Genomic DNA, 13,454 nt, shown 5'->3' on the forward strand with positions numbered 1-13,454 from the left:
AAAAAATGCGTCTCATCGCCTACAGCGATCCGCAATTCTCGGAAGAGGTGGCGGACGGCACCTTTGTGGTGCAGATCAACCCGGAGAGCTACTCTTTCAAATACAAGATCGAGCGCGACGAGCAGCAGGCCTCGGGCACCAGCGCCACTCCCCCCCGTTTCAACAAGATCCTGCCGGAAGAGATGGATTTTGAGTTTCTCTTCGACAGCACCGGAGCCATTCCCAGCAGCCTCTCAGAGTCTTTCAGCAACCGCTACCTGAAGGGCGACGGCGTGGTGGATGCGATCGAGCACTTCAAGGAGGTGGTGCTCAACTACGACGGTGACACCCACCAGCCACGCCACATCAAACTCAGCTGGGGCACCCTGCTCTTCAAGGGCAGCCTCAGTGAGATGGAGATCACCTTCAAGCTGTTCAAACCCGACGGCACACCGATCCGCGCCGTGGCAAGGGCAAAGTTCAAAGGTTTCGTGGAGGACGACCTGCGGGCCGCCCGGGAGAATGCCCAATCACCCGACCTCACCCATCTGCGCATCGTGCGTGACGGCGACACCCTGCCCCGCCTCTGCCACGAAATATACGGGGATTCCAGCCTCTACCTGGAGGTGGCCGACGCCAACAACCTGGTTGATTTCCGACAACTGCAAACCGGCCAGCGGCTGAGTTTCCCGAAGTTGGAGAAATAGCCGATGCCCCGCGAACGACAACTGCCACTGCCCCGCGCATCAGACCTGGTCACCACTACCGTAAAGGCGGGCGGTGAGGTTTTGCCGCGTCAATTTCAAGTGCTCTCCGTCCTGGTCAGCAGCGAGATCAACCGCATCCCCACAGCGCGTATCACCCTGGCGGATGGCGACCCGGCCAGCGAGACCTTCGCCCTCAGTGAATCGGAACACTTTGTTCCAGGACAGACCATCGAGATCCAGCTCGGCTACCGTTCCGAACAGGAAAGCGTATTCCAGGGGATCGTGGTGAAACATTCGATCCGCGGCCGTACCAACGGCGGCAGCAACCTGATCCTGGAGTGCCGTGATACCGCCATCCGCATGACCCTGGAAAGGCGCAGCCGCTATTTCGAGGAGATGAGCGACAGTGATGTTGCCGCCGAGCTGCTGGGGGATCACGACATCGAGTCCAATATCGAGACGACCAGCATCACCCATCCCCATCTTGTGCAGTATCAGGCCACCGACTGGGATTTTCTGCTCAACCGCTTGGAGGCCAACGGCCTGCTCTGCACGCTTGAAGCGGGAACGCTCACGGCGGCCAAACCTGCGCTGACAGGCTCCCCCGAAACCGAGCTCCTTTACGGCGCCACGCTGTTGGATTTCGATGCGGAGATCGACGCCCGCGAACAGGCCACCGAGGTCACCGCCACAGGCTGGGACGCTGCCGGTCAGGAACGCCTTGAAATCACCAGCGAAGCGGCCAGTTTCACCGAACCCGGCAACCTCAGCGGAGATGAACTGGCCGGAATTCTTGAGCAGGGCCGCCACAACGAACACAGCGGCGCCGTGAGTCAGGAAGAACTGCAGGCCTTCAGCGACGCCCGTCTGCTGCGCCACCGGCTGGCCAAGATCCGTGGCCGGGCAAGCTGCCAGGGACACGCACAGGTGAAACCCACGGCACTCATCGACCTGCAGGGATTGGGGGCAAGATTCAACGGCCCCGTATTTGTCTCCGGGGTACGCCACCGGGTGAGCGAAGGCAGCTGGATCACCGACTTCCAGTTCGGGCTCGACAGCCAGGCCTTCAGCCAAGCCTTCAAAATGGATGTCCCTCCCGCAGCAGGGCTGACGCCCGCAGTCAGCGGCCTGCAGATCGGCGTGGTCTCACAAATCGCGGATGACCCACTCGATGAGCACCGTATTCAGGTGCGACTGCCGGTCATGGACGGCCAGGCAGCCGGTGTGTGGGCACGTCAGGCCACCCTGGATGCAGGTGATACCCGCGGCACCTTTTTTCGCCCCGAAGTCGATGACGAGGTACTGGTGGGATTTCTCAACGACGACCCACGGCACCCGGTGATCCTCGGCATGCTCCACTCCAGCGCCAAGCCCCCCCCGGAAGAGGCGGAGGAGGAGAACAAACTCAAGGGCTACCACTCACGAGAGGGATTGAAACTGGTCTTTGACGACGACAAAAAGTCGATCCTGCTGGAGACACCGAACGGCAACAAAATTTTCATCGATGATGAAAACGGCGTTATCGAGATCGTCGATGAAAGCGACAACAAAACAACCTTCAGCAGCGACGGCATCCTGCTCGAATCCGCCAGTGATATCCAGATCAAGGCCTCCGGTGACATCACCCTGGAGGGCACCAACATCAATATCAAGGCCAGCGCCGAGATGAAGGCCGAGGGTAGTGCCGGGGCGGAACTGACCAGCAGCGGCACTGCCAAGGTGCAAGGCTCCATGGTCATGATCAATTAAACAGTGTGTAGGTCGGGTTAGCGCAGCGTAACCCGGCAAGATCAATAAACCCGTCGGGTTACGCTGCGCTAACCCGACCTACATTGAGGCGAAGTTACCCAATGCCCCCAGCCGCAAGAGTCAGCGATATGCACGTCTGTCCCCTGGTGACCGGGACCGTGCCACATGTCGGCGGCCCCATCCTGCCGGCGGGGGCGCCCACCGTGATGATCGCGGGTTTACCGGCAGCACGGGTGGGAGACATGGCAGTGTGCGTTGGGCCGCCGGATACCATCGCTGCAGGCTCGGCCACGGTGTTTATCGGCGGCGCTCCAGCGGCACGTCAGGGAGACTCCACCGCCCACGGCGGCAGCATTGTGCTGGGCGCGCCAACAGTGATGATCGGATAGGACACACACAATGGACGACGACAGGGATTTTCTGGGCAGGGGTTGGGGCTTCCCACCCACCTTCGGGGAGGGCGGTAAGACCCTGCACATGCTGAGTGACGAGGCGGACATCGAGAGCAGCCTTGAAGTCCTGCTCTCCACACGTCCCGGCGAGCGGCTGCTGCGTCCCGATTTTGGCTGCAACCTGGATCGCATGCTCTTCGAGCCTCTCGATACCGGACTGAAAACCTTTATGACCGATCTGATCGCGACGGCAATCCTCTACCATGAACCCCGCATCGATGTGGAGCGCATCTCACTCGCAGGCTCCGACGACAACGAGGGGCTGGTGTTGATCGAGATCGAGTTTCGCGTCCGCGCCACCAATGCCCGCCGAAATATGTTTTATCCCTTCTACAAACAGGAGGGGACTGACCTGCGATGAAACGCCCGTTTCAGAAACCCTATCCCCTGGAGCATTCCGGCACCAGCCAGTCGGAACGGCAGGCCCCGGCACTGCCTCCGCACAAGCTGGCCATCGATGGCCGGGACCGCGATCAGCTCATCGCCTTCGGCCGCCGTCTCGCGGCGCATATCCGTTTCGCCACCCCTTTCGGGAATGAGGGTAACTGGTCACCACTCTTCGAACTACTGAAAAATCCTGACAGCTTCGCTGAGCAACATGATGCACCACCTCAGGCGGCGCTCTTTCTGGCTTTCATCAAACTCTTCGAAAAGGCCCAGGGCGAATTGAATCGTCTGAGTAAAAGCCACCTCGATTACTACTACCGGGAACTGTTGCAACTTGCGCCCAAGCCGGCGCAGGCCGACCATGTCAACCTGCTCTTCGAGGCCAGGCCCAAACGGGATCAGGTATCAGTGGCTGCAGGCACTGTGTTCACAGCGGGGGATCTGCGCTACGCCACGGACCGTAATGTCTGGATCAACCGCACAACCATCGAACACCTCTGCTCGCTCTATCGGGAGCCGGCATCCGGCCAGCTCCACTTTGCACTGCAGAGCAACTCACTGGATGGTCTGGGGGCCGCACTGCCCAAAGAGCAACCCACCTGGCCAGCCTTCGGCCACACCGGCATACCCAAAGCCACAGTGGGATTTGCCTTGGCCTCTCCCCTTTTACAACTCAGTTCCGGCAAGCGGACGATCACCGCCTCACTCCGGCTGGAACTTGGCGATGAAGATCCGCCTCTCAGCGAAGCAGCCAAGTCGCTGCTGATTGAATTCAGTGGCGAAAAGGGTTGGCTGGGACCCTTCTCTCCGCAAAGTGTGGAGATCACCGAATCCAGCGACAACTGGCTGTTGCAGTTCGTGGTGGTGTTGGACGCAGAGACAGAGGCGGTAACCGCCTACGACTCTGAACTCCTCGACGGTGGATTCGTCACCACGCTGCCTTTGATGAAAGTAAGCGTCAGCCCCGAGACTCCGTCACTGCGGGAGTGGCTCGAAGAGCACAATCTCATCGACATGCAACTCCAGACAAAGGTGGAAAATGCCGGGGAACTGGTGGCAGAAAACGATCTCGGGAGACTCGACACCGGCAAGCCATTCCTGCCTTTTGGGCCACAGCCCAAGACCGGCAGCACCTTTGCCGTCGCCAGCCCCGAGATGCTCAACAAGCAGGTGACAAGTTTCTCCCTTAATCTCAACTGGAAGGGTGTCCCGGCAAAACGGCTGTCTGACCACTACAGCACCTACCGTTTCAACAGCAGCGGGCAGCCTTGTGGCACGAGTGACTGTATACGGCGGATCAACAACAATGATGACTTCAGTGCGCAGATGATCCTGGAGCGGGAAGACAGCAGCCGTATCGAACGTAAAGTAAAACTCTTCGACAACTCCGATGCAACCCGGCCACAAACCCTCAACAGCGACGAGCCACCCGCCAGGCTCTTCCCACTGACAGGGCTAACCTATTTCTACATGCCGCTTCAGACCCGCAGTTCCTTCAGCCCCCTCCCGTGGGCCGGTTTCAACATGACCAGCAGCTTCTCGCTGCTACCACTGAGCCTGATTGCCAGAAAAGCAGCAACGCCCTTTATTAAAGCGTTGCAGGGCGTCAACCGTCCCGGTTATATCAAACTGCGCCTCGATCGGGATTTTCTGCACCAGGACTACCCCATCGTGCTGGCGAAAAGCATGGCGCAGGATTCCGGGATGGCCATCCCCAACCCACCCTATACCCCGGAACTGGAATCGGTCCAACTCACCTATGAGGCACAAACCGGCTGGGTCGATCCAACCGATGAAAATGCCACCGCCTATATCGGCGCCGAGATCCGGCTCTACCAAACCACACCGTTCGGGCAGCGGGAGGTTCACGGCTTCCTGAAATCACAGCTCGACGCTTCCATAAACGACAAGATTCGTCTTTTGCCGGACTCAAGCCCCGAAGGACAGCTCTTCATCGGCCTCAAGGAGCAGCCGGACGCCGCCTTTCTGGATCTGCTGATTCAGGTGGACGAGGGCAGCGCAAACCCACTGAAAGAGATCGAATATGTTACCTGGAGTCTGCTGGAGGCGGATCACTGGCGTGACCTGACCGCTGAGGAGATCCTCTTTGACGAAAGCAACGGCCTGCTCACCTCCGGAATTCTGCGTGTCAATATTCCTGCCCGCCCCCCGCAGACCAACACCTGGATGCCGGAGGGGCTAACCTGGCTGCGAGCCAGGGTAGAGGACAACAGCGATGCGGTCTGCCACCTGATCGATCTGCACCCTCAGGCAGCCTCCGCACACCTGCTGGATGCAGAGAAAAATCCCCCGCATCTGACTTCATCGCTGCCACCGAAGTCGATCGGCAAACCCGTAAAACCTCTGGATGGCATCAAAGGGGCCAACCAACCCTATGCTTCGATCTGCGGCCAGGCGAAGGAGAGCGACCAAACCTTCTATACCCGGGTCAGTGAACGTCTGCGCCACAAACAGCGGGCAGTCACGCTCTGGGACTATGAGCGACTCGTACTGCAGGCATTTCCCGAACTCTTTCGGGTAAAATGCCTGCCCCACCTGCCGGGCCCGGGACATGTCTCTCTGGTGGTCATTCCCGACATCCGTCAGCGCAAGGCCTACGACCCGCTGCAGCCTCGTATCGACAAGGACACTGAAAGCAGAATCGACCAACTGCTGGCGGCACTCAACAGCCCCTTTGCCAGCGCCAAGGTTTTTAATCCGGACTACGAAAAAATTCGCCTCGACATCGCGGTCGCCTTCAAACCGGAGTACCCGTTTGGCGCTGCCAGCCAGGCACTGCAGAAAGCACTGCAAAAGCACCTTGCCCCCTGGACCGGCGACGAAACGAGGATGCCCGCGTTTGGCGGACACATCCACAAAAGCATGCTGCTGGCCTTCATTATGGACCAACCCTCCATCGACTATGTGCAGCAGCTGAAGCTCTACCATCTAACCACCGAAGAGACTCCCGAGGTCGACCGGGATGAAGTGGTTTCACAGAATCCGAAGGCGATACTGACCAGCCATCACCAACACACCATCCGCGATGCGGCCAGCGGGGGAAGCGCATGAAAGAGTCCCTCACCATTCGCCGCGATCCGAGCAGGGCAGAAGCACTCGATTATGCCCAGCTGCGCCAATCAGGCCTGGAGCATATCGAGGCGCTGAGCCACGACTTGTGGACCGACTACAATGCCCACGACCCTGGCTTCACCATCCTGGAACTGCTCTGCTACGCCATCACAGACCTGAGCTACCGCACCCGCCTGCCGATGGCCGATCTGCTGGCAGTCCCGGCTGATGCAGACGCTGAAACGCAACGGAGGCATCAGGCCCTGCAGCAGCACAGTACCCTGCTCTCTGCACTGGAGATCCTGCCCACAGAACCGGTCAGCGCCACCGACCTGCGCAAACTGATCATCGACCAGGTGCCGATGGTGCGCAATGTCTGGATCGAGCAGGACAACAGCGTCAATTACTTCGTTGACTGCAGCAAAGGCACCCAGTCGACAATTGCGCCACCAGAGGATCACAACCAGACCGAATACAGACTCAACGGCCTCTACCGGCTGCGGGTGGAGCCTCACGACCGCATCACCAAGAAGCTGACAAAACAGGTCACCACCGACGTCGCCAAAGTCTTCCACCAGCACCGCAACCTTTGCGAAGACCTGGCAGGGATCGATCTGATCCGCGAGCAGGCTATCCGGGTCTGCGCCGACATTGAACTGACCGAAGAGGCCGATATCGATCTGACCTGCGCCCGCATCATCCACGCCATGCAGCAGCGCCTGTCACCACCGGTTCCCCGCTACACCCTGCAGCAGCTGCTGAAAAAGGGTTTGGCACCGGATGAGATCTACTCCGGCCCACAACTCGACCACGGTTTCCTGCTGGATGATGATCTGCAACAGGCCGAGTTGCCAACCCAGGTCAATGCCGCCGACCTTATTGATGCAATAGTCAAAACAGCGGGCGTGACGGCGGTGCGTAAGCTGGTCCTGCAATCGGGCGCAGCCACCAAACCATCCGGCGATCCCTGGAATATCGAGCTGGAGAGTAACCGCAGACCGGTTTTCGACATCGAACAGAGCGCGCTGCACTTCTTCAAGGATCTGCTGCCCTACCGGGTGGATCCGGACGAAGTCGCAAAGGCACTACTGCAGCTACAGCAAGAGGCCCGGCAACAGCGGGCCACAACCAGTGACCTGCCGACCCCGGACAGCCGTTCCGTCGCGGTAGAGAGCTATCTCTCCATCCAACACGAACTGCCACCGGCTTACGGCGTCGAGCCCACCGGACTACCGAGTCACGCTACCAAGACCCGGCAGAGTCAGGCCCGACAACTGCAGGGATTTCTCCTGCACTTCGATCAGCTATTGGCCAACTATCTCACTCAGTTACGCCAGATCGGCAGCCTATTCTCCGCCGACCCTGCGCTGCGCCACACCTACTTTTCCCAGGTAGTCCCCGGTGTCGGCGAGGTGAGTGAACTGGTCGATCCCAAGAGCCACGGAGACTATGCGACATTGCTGGAGGCACTGGACCGGCAGTCGGAGCCGGACAGCAGACGCCGCAACCAGTTCCTCGATCATCTGCTGGCCCGTTTTGGTGAACGATTTACTGAATACGCTCTGCAGATGCAGCGTCTGCGATTGGAGAACAACGGCCTGCGGCTGATCCAGGAGAAGGCGCGTTTCCTGCAGGAGTATGCGCTCTTGAGCCGCCGTCGCGGCAGTGCTTTCGACATCACCGACCGGGATCAGATCTGGGGCAGCTGCACGAATATCCCCGGGATACAGCATCGGGTGGGGCGCCTGCTCGGCTTCCGCAGCATCCGTCGCCGCAATCTGTCCCTGCTCGACACCGACCTCTACGAACAGATCGATCAGGATAGTGACAACGACTTCCGCTTCCGCATAAAGGACAACCTGAGCAACAAGATCCTGCTCAGCAGCAGCACCAAATACAAGACACTGGAAGATGCTGTCAGAGAGCTTCGCATCGCGCTGGACTTCGGCCGATTCGAAGCGTCCTACCAGCCAGAGACTGCAAAAAACGGCAGACACTATTTCAATCTGGTGGATGATAAACAGGAGATCATCGCCCGGCGCATCGAGTATTTCGACACAACGGAGTCGCGGGACGCCGCCCTTGCCGGGACGAGAGAGGCGATCAACCGGGTCTACGACGCCGAAGGAATGCACGTCGTCGAAAATCTGCTGTTGCGCCCACGCAAATTCAGAACACCGGCTGATTCGGCCCTGGTCGGGGACAACTTCATCTCGGTCTGCCCCGACAGCGATTGCGGGACAGCAGGAGAACCGATCGACCCTTACTCCTGCCAGGTCCAGATTTTAGTCCCGGCCTATGCGCCGCGCATGCACGATATCAACTTCCGCCATTTCGTCGAACGCACCATTCGCATGGAGATGCCCGCCCACATCCTGCCACGCATCTGTTTCGTGGACGCCGAACAGATGGCCAATTTCGAAGAGCATTACCGCGCCTGGCTCGACTATCGGGCACGCCACCCCGCCGGAGAGGTAAAAAGCAGCCGGCATCTGAACAGATTAATCGCAGTCCTGCAGCAGATACACAGCGTCTACCCGACCGGTGAACTGCACGACTGCCAGGAAGATGAGGGTGAAAGGCCGATCCTCCTGAACCGGACCCATCTGGGCAATGAACCAGGGAACTAGCTACAGGTAGCTGCCATGAACGACAAAATCGAACTCACCTCACTGAATGAACCTGTGCCGGACTTCGACTACTTTGCCGACAACCAGGTACTCACCGCCGGCCAACTCAACCGGGCAGTCGATTTTCTCGATGGCCAGCATCGACTCACCCGCGCCCGTTTGCTGGGCCAGGGTATTGTCTGTGGACTCACATTCCAGGCTACGGCAAACCGGGTGGCGCTTGAAGCGGGAGTCGGCGTTACCAGCGAGGGGGATCTGCTGCAGATACCCGAGACACAAGGCTTTACCCACTATCGGATCTTCACGGACGATTCAGCGAAATACCCGCCTTTCCACACCAGAAGGATTGTCAGGAAAAAAGCCGTGATAGGCGGCAGTCGACTGCTGGTACAACCGCGCCTGGAAGTTCAGCCACTCAGACCAGGCATCCAGCCGATTGAACCGATTCTGGACATTCAACCGCTCAAGCCCGGCAGCCAACTGATCGAACTGTTGCAGGATGGAAGTGAAGCGGATGCACAGCCACTGAGCCTGACAAGGGCTCAGCTCGCTCAACTGGTATTGGTGCTCTATCAGGAGACCTATATCAAGGAGAACGATCTCTGTAACGCCAGTGACTGCGACAACCGTGGCCCGACCCGCACTGCCAACCTCAAACTGTTGCTGGCGCCTAAGGACCTGCTGTCGAAGCTCCCGCTGACACCAAAGGATGAGTATCTGGCAATGAATGAGGTGGACGCCCCCCGCCTCGATCTCGACATCGGCACGATCAATCAATACGACGGCAACAACGGTCTGGCCAAGCGTTACATCACCGCCATCGACAAGATGAAGCTCGATCTGGGCAAAGCGTTTGATGACGCCCCCGCCAGTGGCCTGTTCACCTCGACCATGCAGCAACTCTACAGCAGCGGCAAGTGGAGTCAGCGCCTGAACCAGGCGCGTTTCCAGGTCACCACCAACAGCCAGGGCATCCAGTATGTCTACAGCTTCTTCAAGGATCTGATCGAAGCCTATCACGAGTGCAGGGAAGCGCTGTTCGAACTGGACGATAACTGCATGGGCGACCCCACCAGTTTCTCCAAACATCTGGTGCTTGGCCTGGCCCACAAAAGGGGGGAGGTGGATGATGCCTATCGCTACCGCTTCCAGGCAACCCCAATACTGCGTGCCGAAAATGAAAAAAAGGGACGATTCGTGTTTCTGCTACGCCGCATGGACGCCATGCTGCGCCACTTCAAAAAACCGTCTGGCGAGATCCGCCTCTCACCCTCCCGCAAAGCCATTGCCTCGCTGGGAGAGCGTGCCATCCCCGCCTATTTCGACACCAACAGTCAACCCCGAATCAACGAGCTATGGAACTTCGACCTGAGCCGTAAACAACGCAGCGACCGGATTCCAGGTTATGGCATGAACGACTACAGCAACCACACCCACGACTCGTTCTACCGCCAATCCATCGATGATTACGACTTCATCCGCATCGAGGGTCATCAGGGCAGGAAGGTCAAGGATGTGCAGACTGAGTTGGAAACCATGGCCCGCAGGCACAATCTGGCCTTCAAGGTGGAAGCCATTCAGCTGGAAGATGCCGACCCGGTATTCATTCGTCCTTTTCACTTTCCCGACATCGATATCCTGTTCAATCTGCAGAAGGCGGATATACGCCACACCCTCAAACAGGCCGGTCGGTTCGGCACCGATCTGCAGCAGACTGTTTTGCAGGACAGTCGCGTCGATGAACTGGAGCCGACCACTCCCAAAGCACTTTTCTCCGCGCCCCGGCAGAGAGCAGGCCAGTTGCAGCTAAATGTCGCCGAAGCCATCCCCTTCATGCCGAAAAAACTGGTGGATGCAGAGTTCAACAAAGCGAAGGTCACGGCGTTTCACGAAAAAGTGAACATCTGCGCTGTTCAGGCCAAGGCGGTGAGTACCGACATCAAAAAGGTCGCCCGGCCGATCCTGCCCACACCGGCAGGATCACTGCTGGATGGAAGCAAATTTCTCAACCTCGAAAAGCTTCTTGATCTCTGGGAAAGACGCAAAAAGAAGGTGCGCAAGGAGTCGATCTTCGATCGTTTTCTGAAACACCACCCCGGCCTGGAGCATCAGGGCGGCGTACCCAGAGGCGGAACGTTTGTGCTGGTGTACGACGCATCCGGGAGTCGGGTGCTGGCGGATTTCTGTCTGCCCTATTACAGCTACTTCGATCCATCGATCCTGGAACCCGAGGATGAGCCGGCACCGGAATTAGACCTGCCGGTCTTCAAACCGCCTGTCTGGTGGATAGACAAGATAGACATGCCCATCTTCACCATCCAGGGCATTCAGCTCAAGGACACGCTGAACCTGGTGGATACACGGATAACCACCGCGAAGGAAGATCTTCAAATGGAGATTTCCTACCAAACCCAGATCATCGAATCTCAGTTCACAGGATTCAATGTCGGCAGTGGTTTCTACGCCGCTGCGCAAACCCCTGATTACGGTTCGTGGGGGCAGACGCCCGGAATTGCAGGACAATATGGTTTCGATCGGGAACAGACTCTGGTGATAGCAGAGATACTCAGGGCGCAAAGAGAGAAAAGTGCCATCGAAGAACGTATGGATAAGGGCCTCGCTGTGAGCGGTGACGAGGAAAAATTCATGGACACGGAGCAACGTCTCGCGGAACTGATCGTAAAGGCTTCAAAAACCTCCCGTGTCAATGACACAAACGCCACACCCACCGCTGCCGACAAGCAGTTCATGAGTAGTGTGCGCGATGCCGCCCTCGATCTGTCGGGTTCTGAAGCACGCCAGATGGTCGGCGAGGAATTTTCGACCATCCAAGAGGGTACAGGTACCAGTGAGATGAATACTATGATGAAAGGAAAACTGGGCCAGATATCCGGTGCCTTTTAGCCGGATTGAAGACAGGCCATGTCCAGACATCAGGTGCAGAAACAGACCTTCGAAATCCGGGTTCCCCGCCAGGAGGATGCCCGGAGTCTGCAGGATCGCCTCTCCACCTTTGGTAATCACAAGCTGCCGATCATCCTCGATGAGATTTTTGAGAAACAGACAGCGGGTACTGACCGTGCCTGGCGTATCGACCGTCTGGAGATCGACCTCGGCCATCTCTCGGAAAAGGCGCTGGAGTCCCAACTCACAGAGAGCATACGCCGCAAACTGACAAAAGCGCTTGAAAAATATCGACAGTCACAAGAGAGATCCGGCCAGAAGAGCGACCAGCCAACAGAAAGGCTCTCTCTCCAGCAGCGCTCTCTTGAAAGCCTGCAATACTATCTGAAACACGGTGTCTTGCCCTGGTGGTCTGAAAAACCGCCGCCCTGGATGGAGTCTCAACATCTGGCGCAACTGCTGCAGAGGCCAGACACTTTGATCAAGACACTCTCAGTCGTGATCAATGAAAGCCCGCCCGCGCTCGAACGGCTGATGCAGCACATCCCGCCTGCATTGATCGCCGGGATCATCGAGCATGGGGTCCCCGCAGGAGAGGCTCAATCCATCCGAAAACTGGCAGCAAAAGCGACCTGGACAAGCGGCGATACAGAGAAGTTGCTTTTTCTCATTGCACTGAGCCGTTCCCGTGCAGAAAACAGGGAGACGGCAGCGGCTATTATCGCCCGGCACTTTTCCCGACAGGCTCTGCTTGGTCTGTATGAAACACTCGTCAGGCGAATCGGTAGACGAGCGACAGAAACAACACCTCACTGGCAGCAGTCACTGGCCACACTTCTACAGCAGGCAACCGGCAGCCAGAGTGATACCGGCAAACCCAAACCGCCAGCACCTGAAGCAAACGCCGAAAATCGCAGCAAAGCCGGTCACAAGCGGACTGAATCCCACGCTGATTTCAAACTTCGGAGACCATCCAAAACCCCAGACGAGTCTGAAGCAATAGCGTTAATCCAACTGACAGACCGCATCGATGAGACCATCCAGGAGAGTGGCGACACTAATAAAGCCAGCGATACCCAAGTCTATGTCGAGAGCGCAGGAATCATCCTGCTGTCGCCTTTCCTGCTGCCACTGTTCGAGGGCACAGGACTGGTCGTCGATAAATCCTTTGTCAACGCTCAAGCCCGTCATCAGGCGGTCTATCTGCTGGAGTATCTTGTCTGGGAAGAAAACCAACACGTCGAGTACGATCTGGCACTGGAAAAATGCCTTTGCGGCATTCCCACTGAAGTACCACTGATTTCTAATTCGCCCACTGACGAACAAAAGGGTGAGTGCAACATACTGCTTAAGGCGACCATCGATCACTGGAAGGCCTTGAAATCCACCAGTCCGGACGGCTTGCGGGAGGCATTTCTGCAGCGTGAAGGCCGTCTGGAACCCAAAGCGAACCCACCCAGGCTCAGGGTCAACCCGATGCCCCAGGATATGCTGCTGCAACGTCTGCCATGGAGCTACAGCATCATCAAACTGCCCTGGATGGATCAACGTCTGCACGTGGAGTGGGGCTGAGT

General features: G+C 58.0%; 8 protein-coding genes. All 8 read left to right on the forward strand.

Going from position 1 to position 13,454, the window contains the following annotated elements:
• The first annotated feature begins 5 nt into the window (after positions 1 to 5).
• The 8 genes from HPY30_07000 to HPY30_07035 all read left to right on the forward strand — a co-directional run bounded on the left by HPY30_07000 (position 6) and on the right by HPY30_07035 (position 13,452).
• Positions 6 to 686 (forward strand): LysM peptidoglycan-binding domain-containing protein, encoded by a 681-nt coding sequence (locus HPY30_07000; protein ID QYZ67943.1) that lies wholly within the window; start codon positions 6 to 8, stop codon positions 684 to 686.
• A gap of 3 nt (positions 687 to 689) precedes the next feature.
• The gene (gene vgrG / locus HPY30_07005; GenBank protein ID QYZ65757.1) at positions 690 to 2,435 is read left to right on the forward strand and encodes a type VI secretion system tip protein VgrG; all 1,746 of its coding nucleotides are present in this window, start codon (positions 690 to 692) and stop codon (positions 2,433 to 2,435) included.
• A gap of 101 nt (positions 2,436 to 2,536) precedes the next feature.
• Positions 2,537 to 2,824 carry a PAAR domain-containing protein gene (locus HPY30_07010; GenBank protein ID QYZ65758.1) on the forward strand — a complete coding sequence of 96 codons (288 nt, stop codon included), beginning with the start codon at positions 2,537 to 2,539 and terminating at the stop codon, positions 2,822 to 2,824.
• A gap of 10 nt (positions 2,825 to 2,834) precedes the next feature.
• Positions 2,835 to 3,248, forward strand: a complete 414-nt coding sequence (locus HPY30_07015; protein QYZ65759.1) for a GPW/gp25 family protein — start codon at positions 2,835 to 2,837, stop codon at positions 3,246 to 3,248.
• Entirely contained in the window at positions 3,245 to 6,346 is a 3,102-nt protein-coding gene (locus tag HPY30_07020; GenBank protein QYZ65760.1) for a hypothetical protein, read from the forward strand. The genes HPY30_07015 and HPY30_07020 overlap by 4 nt, the downstream gene beginning before the upstream one ends.
• Positions 6,343 to 8,976, forward strand: a complete 2,634-nt coding sequence (locus HPY30_07025) for a hypothetical protein (GenBank protein ID QYZ65761.1) — start codon at positions 6,343 to 6,345, stop codon at positions 8,974 to 8,976. Before HPY30_07020 ends, HPY30_07025 begins: the two co-directional genes overlap by 4 nt.
• A gap of 15 nt (positions 8,977 to 8,991) precedes the next feature.
• Entirely contained in the window at positions 8,992 to 11,880 is a 2,889-nt protein-coding gene (locus HPY30_07030; protein QYZ65762.1) for a hypothetical protein, read from the forward strand.
• Between the two features lie 18 nt (positions 11,881 to 11,898).
• Complete coding sequence (locus HPY30_07035) at positions 11,899 to 13,452, forward strand: hypothetical protein (protein QYZ65763.1); 1,554 nt, start codon at positions 11,899 to 11,901, stop codon at positions 13,450 to 13,452.
• The last annotated feature ends 2 nt before the right edge of the window (positions 13,453 to 13,454 follow it).

It is taken from the genome of Gammaproteobacteria bacterium (ex Lamellibrachia satsuma), from assembly GCA_019623805.1.
In the GTDB taxonomy this organism is placed as follows: domain Bacteria; phylum Pseudomonadota; class Gammaproteobacteria; order Chromatiales; family Chromatiaceae; genus QGON01.